The organism is Curtobacterium sp. MCBD17_026 (genome assembly GCF_003234895.2).
Lineage (GTDB): Bacteria > Actinomycetota > Actinomycetes > Actinomycetales > Microbacteriaceae > Curtobacterium > Curtobacterium flaccumfaciens.
Genome location: NZ_CP126281.1, coordinates 1,178,840 through 1,200,133, shown reverse-complemented (window position 1 = coordinate 1,200,133; position 21,294 = coordinate 1,178,840). Strand labels below are relative to the sequence as shown.

Sequence of the window (21,294 nt, the reverse complement as noted above, 5' to 3'; positions counted from 1 at the left end):
AAAGGTTTAGTTTGCTATCGCCGTCGAGTGGCTCGTCGACCACCGAACTCTGCCCTCTCCGGTGACCGCCTCGGTAGGGGATCGGCTACCGGTCGTAAGTCACTCCAGGAGCGATTGCACCGCGTTCCAGAGGTCCATCTGCTTCCCGCCGGCGAAGAGCGCTCCAGCCTTCTTGAATCGGTAGGTCGTAGCGCCCGACATGCCCGCCCCGAGCAGACGCACATGACCCACCGGGCGGCGATCCTCTGCGCTGGACACATCCCAGTCCGACGGTGAGCCAACAGGAGGGCCCTGACACACGACGAGGTACCTGTGGCCAGCGTCCGTCTCAACCTCGAACTGTTGCACATGGTCCAGGTCCGCATCGCGGCCCTGCTGCTCGCCATGGACGGTCACCAGCCGGATGTTCGCCTGCATACCGGAAGCATCCCACCAATCCCCATGCGCGCCCGGTCAACGATCGCGGTGCGAGACGAGGCGGACTCGGGAAGTCGGCGGATCCTCGCGCCATGAACGCTCTACTCATCGGGTACGCCCGCGTCTCAACCTACGAACAGGACCTCACCGCCCAGCGCGTCGCGCTGGAACGGCTTGGAGTCCTCCCGCCCAACATCCACACCGATCATGGCCTGACTGGCACGAATAGATCACGACCAGGGCTGCGCGAAGCGCTTGCCTCCTGTCGTGACGGGGACACACTCGTCATCGCCAAGCTCGACCGGCTCGCACGAAGCCTCCGCGATGCGAAGGACATCGTCGACGAACTCACCGCCAAGAACGTCAAGCTCAACATCGGCGGCTCCGTCCACGACCCGAACGACCCCATCGGCCGACTGCTGTTCAACGTCCTCGCGATGGTGGCCGAGTTCGAGTCCGACCTCATCCGCGCCCGAACGCGCGAAGGAATGCAGATCGCGAAAGCGAAAGGCCACCTCCGCGGCCGGCAACCCAAACTCAGCCCCGCGCAACAACGCCACCTCCTCGAGGTCCACGAAGCTGGCACGCACTCGGTCGCCGAACTCGCCGAGCTGTTCGGCATCGGACGCGCAACCGTCTACCGCTGCGTCAACCGACAAGCGCACCCCAACCGCTAAATCCTCAGCTCCGCTCTCAGACGTAGGCGTCCGAGAGCGGAGCCCCACCCGGGACCAGAACCATCGAGGGTCCCCGCCTGGCGGCTTCGAGCAAGCACGTCCGTTGAACGACTCGTCAGCGAGACAGATTGCTACGCCAGCGGTGGCCGGAGTGCGGCTGCTTGGGCCGCGGCGAGACCTTGCTCGGCTGAGGCGAGAAGAGCGGTGTCGTGTCCGCGTCGGAGCTCGACCGCTTGACGGAAGTCCTCGATTGCTCGGTCCGCGCGGCCGGCGGCGAGCAACGCCTTCGCTCGGTGTTGCCGCATGACGGCCTCCCGGGCTGTTCCAGCGCACTCCGCAACGAGTCGGTCATACTCCCGGACCGCGCTGAGGTGATCACCCAGATCACGTTTGCAGTCTGCGATCAGTGCTCGCACGCGCATGCTCTCTGGGAGTCGTTCGAGGCGCTCGAGGGCGTTCTGCGCGTGACCGGTCCACAACAGTTCAATGACTGCAACCAGCGGGTCACCTGCCATGCCGTCACGGAACTTCGCGAGATCGGTGATCGCTGGCCGAAGGTCAGCGCCCCGGATGACCCAGCCAGGTCCGCCCTCGACGTCACTCGTCATTGCAACACCGTAGAACGGATTGCCCGTGATCCCTCATCCGCTCGCCAAGACGACCCCGGCCCGCCGGTAGCCGATCGGTTTCCGGGACGCTGCTCATCGCTACCGTGGCTGCATGGCCCAGCTGTTCCTGATCCGCACCACCACCGAAGATGACTGGGAGCGGGTTCGTGAGCTTCGCATCGAGAATGCGACCGACAATCCGATCTCCTACGGGGCCAGCCTGGAGTACACGCTCCACATGACGGAGAGCGACTGGCGGCTGCGCGCGAAGCGCGGGGACGGCCCCGACTCGACAAGCGTGGCCGCGATCGAGCGCACGTCAGGACGCTGGGTGGGAATGATGAGCGCCCAGCACGGTGATGTCGACGGGATGGCCCCGGTACTCACCGGGGTGTACGTCAGCCCCGACTTCCGAGGCCGTCGTCATGGCATCGCAGACGCGCTCCTGAAAAACGTCGTTGACTGGGCTGCCAGACGCGGCCCAACTCTGCGGCTGTACGTCTACGAGCACGCGGTACCAGCGATGCGCTTCTACTCGCGGCAAGGCTTCCATCCCACCGGCCGATACCGTCCCCTACAGCTCCTCGGCGACCGCCGTCCCGGCAATCAGACGATGCGGCTGCTTGAGATGAGTCGCGCACTGCAGCCCTGACGACGATCGGCGCCCTCAAAGTCGTTCCGAAAGCCGATCGGCTACCGAGACACGTGGGCATCGTCGAGGTGCTCGGCAGCATCGCCAGTCGGCGGCCGCGGGTCGTCTCAGCGAAGGACAGCACCTACGACACGTGGTCGGTGGTTCTCCGGAACCCTGCAGTCCTGCAGGCGGCGCCGTTCACCATCACCGGCGCCGATCACCTCCCTGCCGTCGTGCGAGCCGCAGCCGCCCCGTGGACGCCTCGGGAACAGTCGGACGTCACGGCCGCTCCGGCCCTGCAGCCGTCGTTACCGGCGGACCTGAGGGTGAAGCGCGGCTCGGCGCGGCGTGGGCGGGTCTGGCTGCTTCGTTTGGTTGATGACCTGTGCCGCGACTGTTGTTTTGCGATTGGGCGTTATGCGACTGTGACTTTGCTATGTAGAACGATGGGTCTGTGTTTCGGGTACCTGGACAACGATGTGCAGGTTCCGAATCAAGGGGGATTCATGCGTAAGCATTCGTACGTTCGTGTTGCGGCTCTGGGTGGGGCGATGACGCTCGCGGCTCTTACCATTGGAGCTGCCGCGCCGGCGCAGGCAGACACGACCGCTGCCACTGGGACCCGAGTAATCGACCAGACATCAACCGCGATGCCCGTCGACCACGCAGCAATGTCGGCGCTGAAAGCACGCCTGGACGTGTCGCCGTCATCGACGAGCCCCCGCGTCGCCAGTGCCGCACCGAACAGCATCAAGTCATCCGAAGAGGTTCCGCTCCCCGCAGGTGTCTCCCTCGAGCCGGGACAGACCGTGCAGGTCAACTACGCGGATGGCACCGCGATCCACACGGCAATCAGCGCGGCGTGCACGAGCTCCTCCACCGCGGAGAAGCCCTACAAGGAGTCTGGGTACGCGTGGAGCTACCACTCGCACCACTTGAGTGCCGGGTGCTCCGGGTCCACCTCCGTCAATGGCCTTCTCGAGACACCGGGTCTTCTCGGGTGGAACGCTCAGGACTTCGAGACGGTGACAGTCACGCCGAACTCAACTCTGTACTGGGCAACCGACAAGAAGTGCAAGGGAACGTCAAGCACCAGGTGGCACGGGCTGAACTCGATCGGTTCGTCGGTGACCGCGCAATCCGCCGAAGTGAAGCTGGCCTGCAGCGTCTAAGCTGCAGCCAATCTAGGGAGGCATCATGGCAATCTCCGATCTTCATCCGCCGACCACGGAAGTGCGCCGGCCGGCACGGCACCGGATCGCGTCCGTTGCGCTCGGAGTGGTGTTCGGGCTGGTCGCGTACTACGCCATCGCGGCAGTGTCGACCGCTCCTTCGTCCGGAGGGTTCTTCATCAGCCCTCTGATGCTGGTCCTGATCGGCGTGGTCGCCGCTGCCGCGGTGCTGGTAGCTGATCAGTGGCCGACTCTCGGACTCACCGCGGGGATCGTCATTCTCGCCATCGTTGCGTACGCGGTGTTCCAGCACGTCACGTGGACGTCGAACGATGCAGGTTCCCTGAACCCAGGGGCGCTCCTCGGCGTCGGCGCGGCGACTGGATACCCGATGATGCTCGGAGCGGCGATGATCGCCGCGTCTGCACGGAAACTGGTGAAGAAGCCCGTGGACTAGCCGACGGGGTGTCGTGGGTGGTTCCGCTTCCCTCGAACTCGCCAAATGGCGATGGCCCTCGACTGCTCCGGCGGTCGGGGGCTTTCGTCATCTCCGCTGCAGATCCCACGCAGCGCCGGTGTGACGACGGTCCGAGAGCTCAACGGCGTCCTACCAATTCATCGTGCGCAGCTCGGCATCGTGGTGACAACGGGGACGTTCACCCGGGGAGCGGTCACGACCGCCCGCCAGCTCGGCATCATCGACCCCACCCCGAACCGCACCGACACCGGGCAGGCCAAGCTGCTGGACATGGCGCTCGGCCGCTGCTCCCGGACGCGGTCCCGGTGATAGACCCGTTCCACGTCGTCAAGCTCGCCGGCGACGCGTTGGACCAGTACCAGCGCCGAGTGAAGCAGCACCTCCCCGGCCGCCGTCTACTGCTCGGTAGCCGGTCCTCCCACGCACCTCGGTGTCCAACTCGGACTCAGGCTCGAACCGGACGATCCGCGAGAAGACTCATGTCGCACATAGGTGGTCCGCTGAACGTCGCAATGAGGCAGCCCTGTGCGGACGACCCAACGACAGGCACAGGAACGAAGAAGCCCACCGAGATCCTCGGTGGGCTTCTGTCGTCGTGTCAGACACGTTTCGGTCGGGCTGACAGGATTTGAACCTGCGACCCCTTGACCCCCAGTCAAGTGCGCTACCAAGCTGCGCCACAGCCCGCGAGTTCCGGAGAACTCAGGATCCCGGAGGATCCTCGCCCACGTCCGACCGGAGCGCGAGCGACCGGTCCAGCATAGCGGACGTCAGACCCCCTCCGTGCCACGGCGAGTCGGAGCAACGCGACCCGAACGACACGCTCAGCCCGGCCGCACCACCTCGCGCCGTGCCGCCAACCACGGCAACCCGAGCCCGACGAGCAGCCCGCCGGACCCGTCCGCCGCCAGGTCCCCGATCGTGTCGTCGTACCCGACGAAGATCTTCGAGTCGACGAAGTTGTGCCCGAGCCACTCCCCCATCTCCCAGACCGCCCCGACCGCGAGTCCCGCACACAGCGCGAGCACCGCGACGACCACCCGGCGCTCGGCGTGCGGCGCCGGCACCGCACGCAGGTCCGCACCGATGACGTAGAGCACCGCCGCGAGCAGCCCCGTCAGCACGACGTGCATGAACTTGTCCCACAGGAAGACCGTCGTGTACCACTCGAGCACGCTCGACCACCCGGCGAGGAGCACGAGCACGCACACCGCCACGTCGAACGCCGGCCGCAGCCCGAGCATCCGCGGCACCACGACCCCGAGCAGCGCCAGTGCCATGACCGGGAACGCCGTCCCGCCCCACCCGACACTCGCCACGACGACGCTCACGAGCGTCAGCGCCCGCACCACGTCGGCCACCAGGAACCGCGGCCGCAGGAACGTCGGTCCGAGTGTGGCGATCACGACGCCCACCGCAGGACCGCGTGCACGGCAGCGTGGTCGGACGGCCACACGCCGCCCGGCCGCCGCACGTCGACCGCGACGCGGTCCACCTCCGCCTCGGACGTCACGAGCACCCCGTCGATCCGCCGGCCACCGACGCGCGGGCTCCCGTAGTGCGGGTACGTCCCGTAGGGCTCACCCACCTGCCTGGAGGCCCGTCCCCAGCTGTCCTCGACCCCCGCCTCCGCCAGGGCTCGCCATGGCGCGGAACCGGCGGGGCTGTTCCAGTCGGCCATGACCACGGCGGGCAGGCCGCGCTGCCGGACGATCCGGCCGAGCAGTTCGGCGGACCGCAGCCGGGCCCACGGCGAGGCGACGTCGAGGTGGGTGGCGACGGCCAGGAACCGGACGCCGGTCGCGCGGTCGTCGACGACGGCTCCGACGGCGTGCCGGGGGAAGGACGTGGCCCACGACCGCGAGCCGGGGCGGTGGGGTGTGCGGGAGAGTGCCCAGGTACGGCGCTCGACGACGTCGAGGCGGGAGCGGTCGAGGAACAGGCCGACCTGTTCGCCACCGCCGCGCGTTCCCCGCCCGGCCAGGACGGGCTCCCAACCCGACCCGAGGCCGGACGTCAGGTCGTCTGCCTGCGTGGGCAGGGCCTCCTGGACGGCGAGGACGGTGGGCGCTTCGGACGTGACGAGCGCGAGGACGGCGTCGCGGCGGCGCTCCCAGGCGTCCGGGTGGGTCGGCTGTCGCGGCACGCGGCGACGCACGTTGAGCGTCATGCAGTGCACCTCGGGCGACCGGACCGGTCCGATGAGCGGGCGGTCGTCGGGGTGGTGGGGCATGCCTCCCTTCTACGAGACGACACCCGTCGGATTCCCAGGGACCTCTCCGTCTGACTCGTATGGTGGCTCGATGCGTTCTCGTTCCACCCCTCGTTTCCTGCTCGCGATCGCGGTGTCCGGGCTGCTGCTCGGAGCCGCCGGGTGCACGTCGAGCGGACCGGACACGAGCCGCCCGACCCTGGCGAAGGCCTCGGCCGACACCGTCACGGTGGCCGACGCTGGGGACGCCGCCGCCCGGTCCGTCCGCGTCAGCAAGGCCCTGTTCGCGAGTGCTCCCGGAGCGGTCGTCGCCCGGGCCGGCGACGCCGACGGGATCCGTGGTGCGGCGAAGGCTGCGGCGAGCGCCCACGTCCCGGTGCTGCTGACCGCGAAGGACGACAAGAACACGAGCACCGCCGTCGCCCGCGAGCTCGACCGGCTCGGTGCCGACTGGTACCAGGCCGAGGGCGACGTGTCGGTCGACACGGACGTCGGACAGCGGCAGGCGCCGGACGGCGGTGACGCGCCGGAGCCGACCCGGGCCTCCCGGCAGGCGACCGTGGTGGTGGCGGACGCGAGTGCGGACGCCGCTGCCGTGGCGACCGCGAAGGCCGCCGGTGCCCGCGTCGTGACCATGCCGGAGGGCGTTACCGACCCGGCTGCCGCACCCGACGTGGTGACCGCGCTGCACGAGCGGACGAAGCACCCGACCGTCCTGGTCGGCGCGGCGTTCGACGCCCTGCCAGAGCCGGAGTGGACGGTGCGGGCGGCCGAGGGCGGGTTCCAGCTGCGGAACGGCGGCCAGCGGCCGTTCGACGGGCACCGGTACGTGGCGCTGTACGGGGCTCCGGGGGCGCCGGCGCTGGGCGTGCTCGGCGAGCAGGGGCCGAAGGAGACCGTGCAGCGCGCCGAGCAGGTCGCGAAGCCGTACCGGGCGGAGTCCGACGAGCTCGTGACGCCCGCGATGGAGGTCATCGCGACCGTCGCCGCCGGGGACGCCGGAGCCGACGGCGACTACTCGACGGAGCTGCCGGTGTCGACGCTCGAGCCCTACGTCGACGCCGCGCACGACGCGGACATGCCGGTCATCATCGACCTGCAGCCCGGCCGGTCGGACTTCCTGTCGCAGGCCAAGAAGTACGAGTCGCTGCTGAAGAAGCCGGGCGTCTGGCTGGCCCTCGACCCGGAGTGGCGGCTCACGAAGGACCAGGTGCCGCTCGAGCAGATCGGCAGCGTGTCGGCGTCCGAGGTGAACGAGGTCTCCTCGTGGCTGGCTGCGCTCGTGAAGAAGGAGGGGCTGCCGCCGAAGGCCCTGGTGCTGCACCAGTTCCGGCTGTCGATGATCCAGGACCGCTCCGCACTGAAGACCCACCCGGAGCTCGACATGCTCGTGCACGTCGACGGGCAGGGGTCGCAGCCGGACAAGCAGGCGACCTGGAAGGCACTGCACCAGGGCGCGCCGGAGGGGCTGCACTGGGGCTGGAAGAACTTCTACGACGAGGACACGCCCATGCTGACGCCCGCGCAGACCATGCAGGACGTGCAGCCGACGCCCTCGTTGGTCACGTACCAGTAAGCGCGCCCCGTCGCGTTGTCCACAGTCTGGAGGCGCGGGTCGGGTTTCGTCGGTTGCTCCTGACAGCATGGGGGCATGGACACCCCCACCGCCGCTCCGTCTGCCGCCCCGCCTTCTGCGGACATCGCCGCCGAGGCGCAGCAGGCGCTCGCTGCGCTCACGGGGCGCCCCGACGCGGTGTTCCACCCCGGCCAGCTCGAGGCGATCTCGGCGCTGGTCGAGCACCGGCAGCGCGCCCTCGTGGTGCAGCGCACCGGGTGGGGCAAGTCCGCGGTGTACTTCCTCGCGACGCTGCTGCTGCGCCGACGCGGGGGCGGCCCGACGGTCCTGGTGTCGCCGCTGCTCGCCCTGATGCGCGACCAGGTCGCCGCCGCCGCGCGGGCCGGTGTCCGTGCGGTGTCGATAAACTCCGCGAACGCCCACGAGTGGGGCGAGACCCAGGCCGCCCTCGCCCGTGACGAGGTCGACGTGCTCCTCGTCTCCCCCGAGCGACTGAACAACCCGAAGTTCCGCGACGAGCAGATGCCGACCCTGATCGCCCGGATGGGCATGCTCGTGGTCGACGAAGCGCACTGCATCTCGGACTGGGGCCACGACTTCCGGCCGGACTACCGCCGACTGGCCGAACTCATCCGGTCGCTCCCCCACGGCGTCCCCGTCCTGGCCACCACCGCGACGGCGAACGAGCGCGTGGTCGAGGACGTCGCCGAACAGCTCACCGCCGGCCCGGCCGACCCGGTGTTCACCATCCGCGGGTCCCTGGCTCGCAAGTCCCTGCGCCTCGGCGTGCTCACGCTGCCCGATGCCCGGCAGCGGCTGGGGTGGCTCCTCGCGCACCTCGGCGACCTGCCCGGCAGCGGTATCATCTACACGCTCACGGTCTCGGCGGCCGAGGACATCGCACGACTGCTCCGCGACAACGGGTACGCGGTGCGCGCCTACACGGGGCGCACCGACACCGACGAGCGCGAGCAGCTCGAACAGCAGCTCAAGGGCAACGAGCTGAAGGCCCTGGTCGCCACGAGCGCGCTCGGCATGGGGTTCGACAAGCCCGACCTCGGGTTCGTCGTGCACGTCGGGGCTCCCTCGTCGCCCGTCGCCTACTACCAGCAGATCGGTCGTGCGGGTCGTGCGACCGACAACGCCGACGTCCTGCTCCTGCCCGGGCGCGAGGACCGCGAGATCTGGCAGTACTTCGCCAGTGCCTCGATGCCGACCGAGGCCCGCGCCGCCGCCGTGCTCGGCGCCCTGTCCACCGACGCCGCGATGTCGACCGTGGCGCTCGAGGGCCTGGTCGACATCAAGCGCTCCACCCTCGAACTCCTGCTCAAGGTGCTCGACGTCGACGGCGCCGTCCGACGCGTCACCGGCGGCTGGGTGTCGACCGGGCAGCCGTGGGAGTACGACGCACCCCGGTACGAGCGGGTCGCAGCGGCCCGCGCTGCCGAGGCCGCGTCGATGCTCGACTACGAGTCCACCTCGGCCTGCCGCATGCAGCTGCTGCAGCAGGACCTCGACGACCCCTCGGCCGAGCCCTGCGGCCGGTGCGACAACTGCGCCGGGGCGTGGTTCCCGACCGCCGTGTCCGACACCGACTCCTCCGGAGCCGCGGCCGCGCTCGACAAGGTCGGCGTCGAGATCGCCCCGCGTGCCCAGTGGCCCTCGGGGATGTCGTCGCTCGGGGTCTCGGTGCGGGGCAAGATCGGCGCGGAGGAGCTCGTGCAGCCCGGCCGTGCGGTGGCGCGTCTGACCGACCTCGGCTGGGGAGGTCCCTTGCGTGCGCTGTTCTCACCGTCCACCCCCGATGCCCCGATCTCGCGCGAGCTCGTCGACGGCTGTGTCCGGGCGCTCAAGGACTGGCCGTGGGAGACCCGGCCGACCGGCGTCGTGGCGATGTCGTCACGGTCGCGGCCCGAGCTCGTGGGGTCCCTCGCCCAGGCGCTGTCCACGATCGGGCGACTGCAGTTCCTCGGCACGCTCGGCCGCGACGGCGGGACCCCCCGTGGCGACGGTGCGACGAACAGCGCGTACCGACTGTCCGGCGTGTGGGACACCTTCGTGGTCGATCCATCGCTCGCCGCAGCCCTGCAGGCGCACGAGGGCCCGGTGCTGCTCGTCGACGACCTGGTCGACAGCCGGTGGACGATCACCGTCGCCGGCCGGGAGCTCCGGCGCGCCGGGGCCGCCGCAGTGCTCCCGTTCGCCCTGGCCACGGTCGCGTAGCCCGGTCGCGCCGGTCTCACACCACCGTTGCGACACTCCACCTGTCGATCGACGCGTGTTCTGTCGCAGATCCGGTCCACCGCCTGCCGGAGGCCTACCGCCGCGCGGGCTTCGGGAACGTCGCCCGCATGTGGTCGCTCGTCAGCACGTCGCCGATGCCGACCATGAGCACCGAGAACAGGATCTGCTCGATGACCATCCAGAACGGGTAGAGCCCGGGGATCGCCGCGACGATCAGCGTCACGATCGGGAAGATCCGGCTGAACAACCGCAGCCGCTGGTACGCCCAGTAGTACCCGAGCTGCGCCCGCCAGGCGAACACGTAGAGCGTCAGGGTGATGAGCAGCACCACGGTGGACCGGAACCACACCGCCCATGACAGGGATTCCCCCGCGCGGGTCAGCAGCACGGCGACCACGATGGCGGTGAGCCCGACGACGGTCTCCGCGACGAGCAGCCACCGGATCCAGCGGAACGAGCGGACGGTGTCCGGGTGTTCGAGCATGTCCTCGCGTATCACGTACCCGGACTGTCGACCTCCGGCCAACCGATCGAGGCGCAGACGGCACCACACGCGGTCGGCGAGCACGCCGAGTCCGTCGTTCTGCTGCGTCACCACTCCATCGTGCCCCATCCCGAGGCCCCCGGCGGACGCAGCCCGGGGCACCGACGGCTCAGTCGGACGGGACGAGTGCCGCGCCGCCCAGCACGGTGCCTGTCCCGGCGTCGAGCAGGACCAGGGACCGGACCTCGTCGGGCAGTGACCACGGGTCGCTCAGCACGACGGTCAGCCCCTGTTCGACCCCGGCGGCCTGGAACAGCTCGTAGGACTCCCCGGCGGGCATCCACATCGGCTTCGAACCACCACGCACCGTCCCCGCGGACAGCACGACGTCGACCGGGCCGTCCCCGCCGGTCTCCAGGTGGTCGATCTCCACAGCGAGGGTCTCGTCGCCCGTGTTCGCGGCGATCCGGACGTGCCCGGAGGCAGCGGCTCCGATGCCGACGATGTCGCCGGAGACCGGCGGGACGCGGCGCCACCACGGGTCGATGGGCGAACCGTCGACCGGCCGGACGGGTTCGGGCTCGATCGGTTCCTCGAGGGCGTTGGACGGCTGCAGTCGGACGTCGGGCGACCGCGCCGGCTCGGGGGCCACGGCGTCGGCACGCGTGACCGTGTCGCCGTCGTCGGACGTGTGCGAGACCGCCCACAGGGAGACCGAGCCCACGACGACCACACCGACGAGGACGCCCACCAGGGCGAGCCGACGTCGGTCCGCTGCCCACGGCCCGGTACGCACGCACCCATGATGCCGCACGGGCGCGCCGGACCGGCTCCGGACCTCCAGGCCGGACGCGAACGCAGAACGCGCCCCGACGGATCGGGGCGCGTTCTGCGTGACGGGTGGGAGGGCTCAGCGCTTCCGGCGCTCGCGCACCCGCATGTTGACGTTGATCGGGGTGCCGGAGAAGCCCCAGACCTCGCGGAGGCGACGCGTGATGAAGCGTCGGTACTGCGGGTCGAGGAACGCCGACGTGAAGAGCACGAAGGTCGGCGGCTGGCTCGACGCCTGGGTCCCGAACAGGATGCGGGGCTGCTTGCCGCCGCGCACGGGGTGGGGGTGCTCCTGCACGAGCTCGGCGATGAAGGCGTTGACCTTGCCGGTCGGGATGCGGGTGTCCCACGACTCGAGGGCGGTCTCGAGCGCCGGCACGAGCTTCTCGAGGTGGCGGCCCGTGCGGGCGGAGATGTTCACGCGCGGGGCCCAGGCGACGTGCGCCAGGTCCTGCTCGATCTCGCGCTCCAGGTAGCGGCGTCGCTCGTCGTCGAGCAGGTCCCACTTGTTGTAGGCCAGCACGAGGGCCCGGCCGGACTCCAGGACGAGGTCGATGATGCGGAGGTCCTGCACGGAGACCGGCTCGGTGACGTCGAGGACGACGACGGCGACCTCGGCCTTCTCGAGCGCGGCGGTGGTGCGGAGCGAGGCGTAGAAGTCCGCGCCCTGCTGCAGGTGCACGCGCTTGCGGATGCCGGCGGTGTCGACGAAGCGCCACACCTTGCCGCCGAGCTCGATCTGCTCGTCCACCGGGTCGCGGGTGGTGCCGGCGATGTCGTTCACGACGACCCGCTCTTCACCGGCGGCCTTGTTGAGCAGCGAGCTCTTGCCGACGTTCGGGCGGCCGAGGATGGCCACGCGGCGGGGGCCGCCGACCTCCTGCTTGGCGACGGCCGACGTGTCGGGCAGCGTCTTGATGATCAGGTCGAGCAGGTCCGCGACGCCGCGGCCGTGCAGCGCGGAGACCGGGTGCGGCTCGCCGAGACCGAGGTTCCAGAGCTCGGAGGCGTCGAGGTCGCGGCGCTCGTCGTCGGACTTGTTCGCGACGACGATGACGGGGCGGTCGGTGCCGCGGAGCATCTTCACGACGTGCTCGTCGGTGGCGGTGATGCCGACCGTGACGTCCACGACGAAGAGCACGGCGTCGGCCAGGTCGATCGCGACCTCGGCCTGCGCGGCGACGGAGGCGTTGATGCCCTCGGCGCCGGGCTCCCAACCGCCGGTGTCGACGAGGGTGAAGCGCTTGTCGTTCCAGTCGGCCTTGTAGCTGACACGGTCGCGGGTGACGCCGGGGACGTCCTGCACGACGGCCTCACGACGACCGAGGATGCGGTTCACGAGCGCGGACTTGCCCACGTTCGGGCGGCCGACGATCGCGAGCACCGGGTAGGCGGGCAGGTAGTGGACGCCGTCCTCGCCGACCTGACCGGCCTCGAGCAGGGCAAGGTCTTCGTCCTCGAGGTCGTACTCCTCGAGTCCGGCGCGGAGCGCGGTCGCGCGCTGCTCGGCCTCGGCCTCGTCGAGTCCGGCGAGCCGCTCGCCGAGGGCGTCGTCGTACTGTGGGAAGTCGTCGTTGTCCGGGTTGTCCAGCTGAGCCATCTTGGGTTCCTCGCGAGCGGCCGGGGCCGCGGTGTCGGTGGCCGTTGCCGGCCGGGGCCGGGGGTCCGGCCGTGGTGGACCGTCCCGCCGAGGCGGTCCGGTCTGCGTCAGTGCGTGATCGGCCCGCCGAGGCGGTCCGGTCTGCGTCAGTGCGTGGCCGCGCGGGCCAGGTCGACGACCGCCTGCACGGTCTGGTCGAAGTCGAGGTCGGTGGAGTCGAGCGTCGTGACGCCGTCGGCGGCGTTCATGAAGTCGACGACCTTCGCGTCCGCCGCGTCGCGACGAGCGAGTGCTGCGGAGGTCTCGGCGGCCGACTGGGTCGTGACCTCTGCCGAGCGTCGCGCCATTCTAACGGACTCGTCGGCCGTCAGCAGGATCCGGACCTCGGCGTCCGGCGCGACGACCGTGGTGATGTCCCGGCCCTCGGTGATGATGCCCGGGGCGTCGGTCTTCCGCATCACGTTCCGGAACAGCTGGACCAGGCGCTTCCGGACGTCCGGGAGCTTCGCGATGTGGGCGACCGCGCCGGTGACGTCGGGGGTGCGGATGGCGTCGGTGACGTCGGTCTCCCCCACCTTGACGTAGTAGTCGTCGGGGTCGGTGCCGATGGCGTAGTCGAAGGTGTCCCAGCTCGCCAGGATCGCCGCGGCGTCGTCGAGGTCGACCCGCTGCTGCAGGGCGTGCCACGCGAGTGCACGGTAGGCGGCGCCGGTGTCCTGGTAGCCGTAGCCCAGGGCGCGGGCTGCCGCACGGGAGACGCTCGACTTGCCGCTGCCTGCGGGGCCGTCGACCGCGATGACGATCTTCGCCACGTAGGCGCCGTCGGCCAGGCCGGACGGAATCGGGGCGCTGGTCGAGCCGGGCTCGCCGCCGGGCTGGCCCATGCCGCCAGCCGGACCGCCGAGGGGGCCGCCCTCAGCACCGCCGCGTGCCCCGTCACCGGGCGTCGGCGTCGGCGTCGGCAAGCCGGAGTCGGGCCCGTCGGTCCCGCCAGCCGGAGCGCGCCCGCCGGCCACACCCGAGTCGTTCGTCGCTGCGTTCGTGTCGTCGTTCAGGCCCATGCTGCTGCGATCCTCCATCCGCGCCCCTCGAGTTCCTCGACGAGTCGCTGTTCCTGCTCGGGCAGCACCGACACCTCGACGATGCCGATCTGTGCGCCCGGTGAGTGCTCGAGGCGCATGTCCTCGAGGTTGATGCCGATCTCCCCGATGAACGTCAGGAGTGCGGCGATCTGCCCGGGGGTGTCGTCGACGAGGACGACCACCTGGGCGAAGCGCTTGGTGGTGCCGTGCTTGCCCGGCAGCCGTTCGACCCCACGGTTGCCGTCGGCGATGGTCTCGGCGATGGTGCGCGGCGAACCGGCACCGTCCGGGTCGCCGAGGGCGTCGATCACGCGGGACAGGTCGTCGCGCAGGTCGGTGAGCACCGGCCGGATGTGCCCGGCGTTCGCCCCGATGATCTGCACCCACAGCCCGGGGTCGCTCGCGGCGATCCGGGTGACGTCGCGCACGCCGCCGCCGGCCAGGCCGAGCGACCCGTCCGGGGCGTCCCGCAGGCGCGAGGCCATCAGCGTCGACACGAGTTGCGGTGCGTGCGAGACATACGCCACGGCGAGGTCGTGCGACTCCGGGTCCATCGGCACGACGGTGGCACCGAGGTCGAGCGCGAGGTCCTCGACCGCCGCGGCACGCTGGTACGTGATGCCGTCGTGCCCGGCGATCACCCACGGGCGCCCGAAGAACAGGTCGGCGCGGGCGGCGGTCGGCCCGCTGCGCTCACGCCCCGCCATCGGGTGCGAACCGATGTACCGGGAGACGTCGGCGCCGGCAGCCACCAGGGCAGCGAGCGGCCCGGACTTCACGCTGGCGACGTCGGTCACCACGGCGTCCGGGTAGGCGGCGAGTTCTCGCTCCACCACGGTCGCGACGACGTCAGGCGGCACCGCGACGACGACGAGCTCCGGCTGGTCGCCGGCAGCCGATCGACGCCCGGCACCGTAGTCCACGGCGAGCGCCAGTGCGGCGGGTGAGACGTCGTCGAGGATGACGTCCACGCCCTTCTCACGCAGGGCCAGACCGATCGAGGCACCGAGCAACCCGGCACCGACGACCCGGACCGGGCCACGCAGACGGCGGTCGATGTCGGTCGGGTTCACGTCGGTCACCGGGCAAGCCTACCGATCGGGTCTCGGGCATCGGTCGATGCCCGAGACCCGGCTTGGTCAATCGGCCGACTCGTCCTCGTACTCGTCGTCGTCCTGGTCCAGCGCGACGTCGCGGTCGTCACGAGCGGACGGCTTCGCGTCACGGACGGTGCTGAGCAGCTTGCCGACCTCGACCGTGCCGAGCTCGCGCATCTTGCCCGGCGGCAGGCTGCCCAGGTGCAGCGGTCCGAACGACCGGCGGACGAGTTCGAGGACCGGGTGGTCGACGGCCTCGAGCATGCGGCGGACGATGCGGTTGCGGCCGGAGTGCAGCGTGATCTCGACGAGCGATTCACCCCGCGAGGACTCGAGCAACCGCACCTTGTCGGCCTTGATCGGACCGTCCTCGAGCTCGACGCCCTCGGTCAGGCGCTGCACCACGGCAGGGTTCACGTTGCCGTGGACCTTCGCGATGTACGTCTTCTGCACGCCGAACGACGGGTGCGCCAGCACGTGTGCCAGGTCGCCGTCGTTCGTCAGGACGAGCAGCCCGGAGGTCTCGGTGTCGAGACGGCCGACGTTGAACAGGCGCTCCTCGTAGCGGTCCACGAACTCGGTCAGGTCGCGTCGACCGCGCTCGTCCTGCAGGCTCGAGACGACACCGGTCGGCTTGTTCAGGACGATGTACCGCCGCGACGAGTCGATCTGCACCGGCACGCCGTCGACGCTGATCGCGTCCTTCTCGGGGTCGACGCGACGCCCGAGGGCGTCCACGACCTCGCCGTTGACCGTCACGCGGCCCTCGACGATCAGGTTCTCCGCGACGCGGCGGGATGCCACGCCGGCAGCGGCGATCACCTTCTGCAGGCGCTCACCCTCTGCCTGGAGGCCCGGCTCGGCCCCGGCAGGCGCCGTTCCGTCCGCCGCGTCCCAGTCCTCGATGATCGGCCGTTCGGGCGTGCCCTCGGCCGGGTTGCCCCGGTCGTCGCGCTGCCCGCTCGGCTTCGGCGTGGTGCGGTCGCTGTTGCGGACGCTCGTGGTGCCGCCGACGTAGCGGCGTCCGTTGTGCCAGACGCGGCTCTGCTGGCCGTCGGGGGTGCGGCGGTCGTCGCGGGGAGCGGAACTGCCACGGTCGTCGCGACCCCGGTACCCACCACGATCATCACGCGGAGCCGAAGCCCCACGGTCGTCACGACCCCGGTACCCACCACGATCATCACGCGGAGCCGAAGCCCCACGGTCGTCACGACCCCGGTACCCACCACGATCATCACGCGGAGCCGAGTTGCCGCGGTAGCCGCCACGGTCGCCGCCACGGTCATCACGCGGAGCCGAAGCCCCGCGGTAGCCGCCACCGGAGCGGTCGTCACGACCCCGGTACCCACCACGGTCATCACGCGGAGCCGAAGCCCCACGGTCGTCACGACCCCGGTAGTCACGGGGAGCCGAGTTGCCGCGGTAGCCACCGCGGTCATCACTCGGAGCCGAAGCACCACGGTCGTCACGACCCCGGTACCCACCACGGTCATCACGCGGAGCCGACCCTCGGTAGCCACCCCGGTCGTCACGCGGAGCGGAAGCACCACGGTCGTCGCGACCCCGGTACCCGCCACGGTCGTCACGCGGCGCCGAAGCCCCGCGGTACCCACCGCGATCGCCACCACCGGAACGGTCGTCACGACCCCGGTAGCCACCTCGGTCGTCACGCGGAGCCGGGGCACCACGGTACCCACCGCGGTCGTCACGCGGCGCGGAGCCACCACGGTCGTCACGGCCGCGGTAGCCACCGCGGTCATCGCGCGGCGCCGAACCTCGGTAGCCACCACGCTCATCACGCGGAGCGGAGCCTCGGTAGCCACCGCGGTCTCCACCACGCTCGTCCCGCTGCGCCGAAGCCCCGCGGTACCCACCACGGTCGCCGCCACGATCGTCGCGCGACGGGTACCCGCCGCGCCGGTCGTCGTCACGCGGCGGGCGTGCGCCCCCGCGGTCGTCGCGACCGTACCCGCCGGAGCGGCCACCGGCACCAGAGCCGGCCCCGCCGCGTCCGCCGGCCGGTCGGCCGGAGCGATCCGGGCCTCCTGAGCGTCCGCTGCGGTCGTCTCGGTCTCGGGGCGCGCCGCGCCCCCGGTCGTCAAACCCTGCCATCGGGGATCCCTTCGTTCTGCTCGAAGCCGTCCGCACCGTCGTCCAGGAGGGGCGAGATGAGCGGCAGCTCGTCGAGCGAGTTGATGCCGAGCTGCTGCAGGAGCAGGTCGGACGTGACGTAGTTGATGGCGCCGGTCTCGGCGTCGGTGAACGACTCCTCGATGAGGCCGCGTGCCACCAGGGTCCGGACGACGCCGTCGACGTTGACGGCGCGGATCGCAGCGATCTGCGAGCGGGTGATCGGCTGCTTGTAGGCGACGACAGCCAGGGTCTCGAGCGCGGCCTGGGACAGCCGCGAGGGGCGCTCGGCCTCGACGAACTGCTCGACCACGGGGTCCAGGTCGGCGCGGACGTAGAAGCGCCAGCCGCCACCGACCTCGCGCAGTTCGAAACCGCGGCGGATCGTGCCGTCGACGCCGTCGAAGTCCGCGACGAGACGTTCGATCGCCTGGCGGACGGCGGGGACGGGCGAACCGACCGCAGCGCCGAGCGCGACGAGCGACTGGGGCTGGTCGGCGATCATCAGGATCGCCTCGAGCTGACGGTCGATGGGGATGGTGGGGTGGGCCGGCGACGCGGCGCGTTCGTGGATCTCGTGCTCGATCGCGCGGGCGTCGGCCATCTCGTCGGCGCCGCCGGGTTCGGCGCTGGACGTGTCGTGCACGTCATCCGTCATAGTCGGCTCCCAGGTTCGCGAGGCTCTCGTCGGACCAGTCCTCGGCGGTCCACCGCAGTGTCAGCTCCCCGAGCGGCTCGAGCTGCTCGAACGAGATCGACGCGTTCCGGTACAGCTCGAGGATCGCGAGGAAGCGAGCCACCACGATACCCGTCTGGTCGACGCCCGCGACCAGTTCGCGGAACGAGACGCCCTCACCATCGCGGGTGCGGAGGATCGAGACGACGATCGCGGCTTGTTCGCGGATGCTGATGAGCGGGGCGTGCAGATGGTCGAGGCCGACGGTCGGGATCTCCCGCGGGGCGAAGGCCAACGCGGCCAGTGCGGCGAAGTCCTGCACCGACAGCGTCCAGACGAGTTCGGGTGTGCGGGCGCGGAACCGCTCCTCGAGCCGGACGCTGCGGACGTGCCGGCGCGACTCGACGCCCCAGCGCTCCCCGAACCAGTCGGCGGCCTGCTTGAAGGCCCGGTACTGCAGCAGCCGGGCGAACAGCAGGTCACGGGCCTCGAGCAGGGCGACGTCCTCGGCGTCCACGAGCTCACCCTGGGGCAGCAGCCCGACGATCTTCAGGTCGAGCAGGGTCGCCGCGACGACCAGGAACTCGCTGGCCTCGTCGAGCTCGTCGGCGGACTCGGCCTGCCGGACGTACTGGATGAACTCCCCCGTCACGGCACCGAGCGACACCTCGGTGATGTCGAGCTCGTGCTTCGTGATGAGCGACAGCAGGAGGTCGAACGGTCCGTCGAAGTTGGCGAGCCGGACCCGGAACCCCGCGTCAGGCGACGGCGCCACGCTGGACGAGCTCTCGTGCGAGCTGCCGGTAGGCGTGGGCGGCAGGGTGGTCCGGCGCGGTCTGCGTGATCGGGCGTGCGGACACCGTGGCGTCCGGGAACTTCACGGTGCGGCCGATGACGGTGTCGAGCACGCGGTCGTCGAAGGTGTCGACGACCCGCTCCATGACCTCGCGCGAGTGCAGCGTGCGCGAGTCGTACATGGTCGCCAGGATGCCGTCGAGCTTGAGCGCCGGGTTGAGGCGGTCACGCACCTTGTCGATCGTCTCGATGAGCAGGGCGACACCGCGGAGCGCGAAGAACTCGCACTCGAGCGGGATGAGCACGCCGTGCGCCGCGGTCAGGGCGTTCACGGTGAGCAGGCCGAGCGACGGCTGGCAGTCGACCAGGATCACGTCGTAGTCGTTCGCGACCTTGCGCAGCACGCTCGCCAGGATCTGCTCGCGGGCGACCTCGTTGACCAGGTGCACCTCGGCCGCGGACAGGTCGATGTTCGCCGGGATGACGTCGAGGCCGGGGGTGTTCGTCGGCTGGATGACCTGGTTCGGGTCCTTCACGGCACCCATCAGCAGGTCGTAGACGGTGTGGATGTCGTGCGTCCGGACCCCGAGACCCGCGGACAGCGCGCCCTGCGGGTCGAAGTCGACGGCCAGGACCTTGCGGCCGTACTCCGCGAGCGCGGCGCCCAGGTTGATGGCCGTCGTGGTCTTGCCGACGCCGCCCTTCTGGTTGCAGAGCGCGATGATGCGGGCGGGTCCGGTGCTGTCGAGCTCCTCGGGTACGGGGAAGTCCCGGACGGGACGCCCCGTCGGACCGTGGGTGGTCGCGCCGGTGGGGTTGGTCGTCGGGTTCGGGCTCACCCCGTCATCGTACCGGCGACCTCGGGCTGGGCCGGGCCGCACCGCCGCGGGACCCCTGCGCTGCTGGCTGGCAGCCTGGCCGCGGCCGCTGCTGGCCGGCAGCCTGGCCGCGGCCGCTGCTCGCTGGCAGCCTGGCCGCGGCCGCTGCTGCTCGTCAGGCAGCGCGCAGGGCGACGCGCATGCTGTCGACCCGCTCCGCGATCACGGGGTCGGTCGACCACCGCTGCTGCAGCCGACCGACGAGCTCGCCGACCCGCTCGCGGTCGAGCCCCGGGTGCAGCGCCAGGCCCACCGTCAGCTCCGGCCCGGCGAACCGTCCGAAAGGGTCGCCCGGCGCGAGTTCGACACGGGCGACGTCGGGCTCCCCCTCGACCGAGGCGGCGAAGGCCCGGGCCACCTCGGGGTCCTCGAAGCACGGGGTCCACGGCAGGTCCTGCCCGAGCGCCCACACGGCCGGACGACGCAGCACGAACTCGGTCGGCGACTTCGGGTCGAGCACGACGAGCTGGGTGTCCTCGCTCGCCGCGGCCATCGCCACACGGCGGGATTCCACCGGCACCGGGCGCGCCTCCGGATCCCACGCGTGCACGGCGTCCACCGAGGTGAACGCCGGCATCGCGCTGCGACCGTCCGGACCGGCGACCGTCACGATCGAGAGTTCCTGGGTCTTGTCGACGAGTTTGCCCTCATCGGTCTCCCCCACGTCGCCGGCCTCGGCGATGAGCGGGATGAGCAGGCGCGCGGAGCGGAGTGCCTCGACGATCGCGGCCTGGGAGGCTCCGTCGGCGAGCGCACCGATGGCCGCGACCACCGCGGGGTCGGCGAGCCCGTCGTCATCGGCGAACGCGGTGTCGTGGTGGTCGAACGTGCGACCTTCCCACGAGAAGCCCGCCGAGTCCGCCGCCCCACCCGGGGTGTGCGCGTCGTCGGCGTCGGGCCCGGTGCCGCGGCCGTTCGAGATGCCCGCCACGGCGTTACTCGGAGGCGACGTCGAGTGCGGCCGGCAGCGTGAACGCCCCGGAGTACAGCGCCTTGCCGATGATCGCGCCCTCGAGCCCGTACGGCACGAGTTCGCGGAGCGCACGGAGGTCGTCGAGCGTCGAGATCCCGCCCGAAGCCACCACGGGCTGGTCGGTCCGGTCGCACACCTGGCGGAGCAGTTCGACGTTCGGCCCCTGCAGCGTGCCGTCCTTGGTGACGTCGGTCACCACGTAGCGGGCACAACCGGCGGCTTCCAGCCGGTCGAGCACCTCCCACAGGTCACCGGCGTCCTCGGTCCAGCCGCGGCTCGAGAGCGTGGTGCCGCGGACGTCCAGCCCGACGGCGATCTGCTCGCCGTACTCACCGATCACACGGGCGGCCCAGTCGGGGTTCTCGAGCGCCGCGGTCCCGAGGTTCACGCGTGCCGCACCGGTCGCCAGTGCCGCTTCGAGCGAGGCGTCGTCACGGATGCCGCCGGACAGCTCGACGGAGACGCCCTCGACCTCGCGGACGGCGTGCGCGATCACCCGGCGGTTGTCGCCACGCCCGAAGGCCGCGTCGAGGTCGACGAGGTGGATCCACTCGGCGCCCTGGTCACGCCAGGTCCGGGCAGCGGCGACGGGGTCGCCGTAGCCGGTCTCGCTCCCCGCCTCGCCCTGGGTGAGTCGCACGGCCTGTCCGTCGACGACGTCGACAGCCGGAAGCAAGACGAGGGGCGGGGTGTCGGTGAGGTCGGTCATGGTCCTGTCGGTTTCGTTGCG

23 protein-coding genes, 1 tRNA gene and 1 pseudogene are annotated in these 21,294 nt (G+C 70.8%); 8 read left to right on the top strand and 17 right to left on the bottom strand.

Annotated features, from left to right (window positions below; all coding sequences use genetic code 11):
- Positions 1–99: 99 nt before the first annotated feature.
- Entirely contained in the window at positions 100–417 is a 318-nt protein-coding gene (locus tag DEI85_RS05695; RefSeq protein WP_110859298.1) for a hypothetical protein, read from the bottom strand.
- A gap of 92 nt (positions 418–509) precedes the next feature.
- On the opposite strand from DEI85_RS05695, the gene DEI85_RS05690 reads away from it, so the two are divergent.
- Positions 510–1,094, top strand: coding sequence for a recombinase family protein (locus DEI85_RS05690; RefSeq protein ID WP_083295199.1), 585 nt, complete (start codon positions 510–512; stop codon positions 1,092–1,094).
- Positions 1,095–1,225: 131 nt separating this feature from the next.
- Here DEI85_RS05690 and DEI85_RS05685 read toward each other — a convergent pair whose 3' ends face one another.
- The gene (locus DEI85_RS05685) at positions 1,226–1,702 is read right to left on the bottom strand and encodes a tetratricopeptide repeat protein (RefSeq protein WP_110859297.1); all 477 of its coding nucleotides are present in this window, start codon (positions 1,700–1,702) and stop codon (positions 1,226–1,228) included.
- Positions 1,703–1,814: 112 nt separating this feature from the next.
- On the opposite strand from DEI85_RS05685, the gene DEI85_RS05680 reads away from it, so the two are divergent.
- From DEI85_RS05680 to DEI85_RS17640, 5 genes and pseudogenes are all read left to right on the top strand, one after another.
- Entirely contained in the window at positions 1,815–2,354 is a 540-nt protein-coding gene (locus DEI85_RS05680; RefSeq protein WP_110859296.1) for a GNAT family N-acetyltransferase, read from the top strand.
- A 53-nt stretch (positions 2,355–2,407) separates the two neighbouring features.
- Complete coding sequence (locus DEI85_RS05675) at positions 2,408–3,508, top strand: hypothetical protein (RefSeq protein ID WP_110859295.1); 1,101 nt, start codon at positions 2,408–2,410, stop codon at positions 3,506–3,508.
- Between the two features lie 25 nt (positions 3,509–3,533).
- The gene (locus DEI85_RS05670) at positions 3,534–3,965 is read left to right on the top strand and encodes a hypothetical protein (RefSeq protein ID WP_146238497.1); all 432 of its coding nucleotides are present in this window, start codon (positions 3,534–3,536) and stop codon (positions 3,963–3,965) included.
- A gap of 45 nt (positions 3,966–4,010) precedes the next feature.
- A complete protein-coding gene (locus tag DEI85_RS17645) occupies positions 4,011–4,295 on the top strand; it encodes a restriction endonuclease (protein WP_375231866.1) in 285 nt (94 codons plus the stop codon).
- A pseudogene (locus DEI85_RS17640) lies at positions 4,274–4,381 on the top strand (transposase); the annotation flags it as partial. The gene DEI85_RS17645 and the pseudogene DEI85_RS17640, both read left to right, overlap by 22 nt.
- 218 nt (positions 4,382–4,599) lie before the next feature.
- Here the strand turns inward: DEI85_RS17640 and DEI85_RS05655 are convergent.
- From DEI85_RS05655 to DEI85_RS05645, 3 genes are all read right to left on the bottom strand, one after another.
- Positions 4,600–4,673: transfer RNA gene (locus DEI85_RS05655), tRNA-Pro, on the bottom strand.
- 137 nt (positions 4,674–4,810) lie between these two features.
- Positions 4,811–5,392, bottom strand: coding sequence for a DUF2238 domain-containing protein (locus DEI85_RS05650; protein WP_071245046.1), 582 nt, complete (start codon positions 5,390–5,392; stop codon positions 4,811–4,813).
- Positions 5,389–6,219 carry an endonuclease/exonuclease/phosphatase family protein gene (locus DEI85_RS05645; protein ID WP_110859292.1) on the bottom strand — a complete coding sequence of 277 codons (831 nt, stop codon included), beginning with the start codon at positions 6,217–6,219 and terminating at the stop codon, positions 5,389–5,391. The genes DEI85_RS05650 and DEI85_RS05645 overlap by 4 nt, the downstream gene beginning before the upstream one ends.
- 70 nt (positions 6,220–6,289) lie before the next feature.
- On the opposite strand from DEI85_RS05645, the gene DEI85_RS05640 reads away from it, so the two are divergent.
- Positions 6,290–7,774 (top strand): hypothetical protein, encoded by a 1,485-nt coding sequence (locus tag DEI85_RS05640; protein WP_111123130.1) that lies wholly within the window; start codon positions 6,290–6,292, stop codon positions 7,772–7,774.
- Positions 7,775–7,849: 75 nt separating this feature from the next.
- Complete coding sequence (locus tag DEI85_RS05635; RefSeq protein ID WP_181436307.1) at positions 7,850–9,997, top strand: RecQ family ATP-dependent DNA helicase; 2,148 nt, start codon at positions 7,850–7,852, stop codon at positions 9,995–9,997.
- Positions 9,998–10,091: 94 nt separating this feature from the next.
- Here the strand turns inward: DEI85_RS05635 and DEI85_RS05630 are convergent, their stop codons facing one another.
- From DEI85_RS05630 to priA, 12 genes are all read right to left on the bottom strand, one after another.
- Positions 10,092–10,613 (bottom strand): hypothetical protein, encoded by a 522-nt coding sequence (locus DEI85_RS05630; RefSeq protein WP_017885892.1) that lies wholly within the window; start codon positions 10,611–10,613, stop codon positions 10,092–10,094.
- 58 nt (positions 10,614–10,671) lie between these two features.
- On the bottom strand, positions 10,672–11,298 hold the full coding sequence (locus DEI85_RS05625; protein WP_146248974.1) for a hypothetical protein: 627 nt from the start codon (positions 11,296–11,298) through the stop codon (positions 10,672–10,674).
- Positions 11,299–11,412: 114 nt separating this feature from the next.
- Entirely contained in the window at positions 11,413–12,933 is a 1,521-nt protein-coding gene (der, locus tag DEI85_RS05620; protein WP_111123128.1) for a ribosome biogenesis GTPase Der, read from the bottom strand.
- A 146-nt stretch (positions 12,934–13,079) separates the two neighbouring features.
- The gene (gene cmk, locus DEI85_RS05615) at positions 13,080–13,817 is read right to left on the bottom strand and encodes a (d)CMP kinase (protein ID WP_110859376.1); all 738 of its coding nucleotides are present in this window, start codon (positions 13,815–13,817) and stop codon (positions 13,080–13,082) included.
- Between the two features lie 167 nt (positions 13,818–13,984).
- On the bottom strand, positions 13,985–15,097 hold the full coding sequence (locus tag DEI85_RS05610; protein ID WP_111123127.1) for a prephenate dehydrogenase: 1,113 nt from the start codon (positions 15,095–15,097) through the stop codon (positions 13,985–13,987).
- Between the two features lie 57 nt (positions 15,098–15,154).
- A complete protein-coding gene (locus DEI85_RS05605) occupies positions 15,155–15,916 on the bottom strand; it encodes a pseudouridine synthase (RefSeq protein ID WP_349815121.1) in 762 nt (253 codons plus the stop codon).
- A 14-nt stretch (positions 15,917–15,930) separates the two neighbouring features.
- Positions 15,931–17,043: a hypothetical protein gene (locus DEI85_RS05600; RefSeq protein WP_258376273.1), complete on the bottom strand. Its 1,113-nt coding sequence runs from the start codon at positions 17,041–17,043 to the stop codon at positions 15,931–15,933.
- A gap of 167 nt (positions 17,044–17,210) precedes the next feature.
- Positions 17,211–17,900 carry an SMC-Scp complex subunit ScpB gene (gene scpB, locus DEI85_RS05595; RefSeq protein ID WP_258369822.1) on the bottom strand — a complete coding sequence of 230 codons (690 nt, stop codon included), beginning with the start codon at positions 17,898–17,900 and terminating at the stop codon, positions 17,211–17,213.
- Positions 17,890–18,693 carry a segregation and condensation protein A gene (locus DEI85_RS05590; protein ID WP_171907825.1) on the bottom strand — a complete coding sequence of 268 codons (804 nt, stop codon included), beginning with the start codon at positions 18,691–18,693 and terminating at the stop codon, positions 17,890–17,892. Before DEI85_RS05590 ends, scpB begins: the two co-directional genes overlap by 11 nt.
- A complete protein-coding gene (locus tag DEI85_RS05585; RefSeq protein WP_017885900.1) occupies positions 18,677–19,552 on the bottom strand; it encodes a ParA family protein in 876 nt (291 codons plus the stop codon). The genes DEI85_RS05590 and DEI85_RS05585 overlap by 17 nt, the downstream gene beginning before the upstream one ends.
- Before the next feature lie 154 nt (positions 19,553–19,706).
- Positions 19,707–20,522 carry an SseB family protein gene (locus DEI85_RS05580; RefSeq protein ID WP_111090549.1) on the bottom strand — a complete coding sequence of 272 codons (816 nt, stop codon included), beginning with the start codon at positions 20,520–20,522 and terminating at the stop codon, positions 19,707–19,709.
- A 4-nt stretch (positions 20,523–20,526) separates the two neighbouring features.
- On the bottom strand, positions 20,527–21,273 hold the full coding sequence (gene priA / locus DEI85_RS05575; RefSeq protein ID WP_110859286.1) for a bifunctional 1-(5-phosphoribosyl)-5-((5-phosphoribosylamino)methylideneamino)imidazole-4-carboxamide isomerase/phosphoribosylanthranilate isomerase PriA: 747 nt from the start codon (positions 21,271–21,273) through the stop codon (positions 20,527–20,529).
- Positions 21,274–21,294: the final 21 nt, after the last annotated feature.

Excerpts from the sequence above, each read along its gene's own strand:
- DEI85_RS05695 (WP_110859298.1), bottom strand. The coding sequence starts at position 417 with ATGCAGGCGAACATCCGGCTGGTGACCGTCCATGGCGAGCAGCAGGGC.
- DEI85_RS05690 (WP_083295199.1), top strand. The coding sequence starts at position 510 with ATGAACGCTCTACTCATCGGGTACGCCCGCGTCTCAACCTACGAACAG.
- DEI85_RS05685 (WP_110859297.1), bottom strand. The coding sequence starts at position 1,702 with ATGACGAGTGACGTCGAGGGCGGACCTGGCTGGGTCATCCGGGGCGCT.
- DEI85_RS05680 (WP_110859296.1), top strand. The coding sequence starts at position 1,815 with ATGGCCCAGCTGTTCCTGATCCGCACCACCACCGAAGATGACTGGGAG.
- DEI85_RS05670 (WP_146238497.1), top strand. The coding sequence starts at position 3,534 with ATGGCAATCTCCGATCTTCATCCGCCGACCACGGAAGTGCGCCGGCCG.
- DEI85_RS17645 (WP_375231866.1), top strand. The coding sequence starts at position 4,011 with ATGGCGATGGCCCTCGACTGCTCCGGCGGTCGGGGGCTTTCGTCATCT.
- DEI85_RS05645 (WP_110859292.1), bottom strand. The coding sequence starts at position 6,219 with ATGCCCCACCACCCCGACGACCGCCCGCTCATCGGACCGGTCCGGTCG.
- DEI85_RS05640 (WP_111123130.1), top strand. The coding sequence starts at position 6,290 with ATGCGTTCTCGTTCCACCCCTCGTTTCCTGCTCGCGATCGCGGTGTCC.
- DEI85_RS05635 (WP_181436307.1), top strand. The coding sequence starts at position 7,850 with ATGGACACCCCCACCGCCGCTCCGTCTGCCGCCCCGCCTTCTGCGGAC.
- der (WP_111123128.1), bottom strand. The coding sequence starts at position 12,933 with ATGGCTCAGCTGGACAACCCGGACAACGACGACTTCCCACAGTACGAC.
- cmk (WP_110859376.1), bottom strand. The coding sequence starts at position 13,817 with ATGGGCCAGCCCGGCGGCGAGCCCGGCTCGACCAGCGCCCCGATTCCG.
- scpB (WP_258369822.1), bottom strand. The coding sequence starts at position 17,900 with ATGACGGATGACGTGCACGACACGTCCAGCGCCGAACCCGGCGGCGCC.
- priA (WP_110859286.1), bottom strand. The coding sequence starts at position 21,273 with ATGACCGACCTCACCGACACCCCGCCCCTCGTCTTGCTTCCGGCTGTC.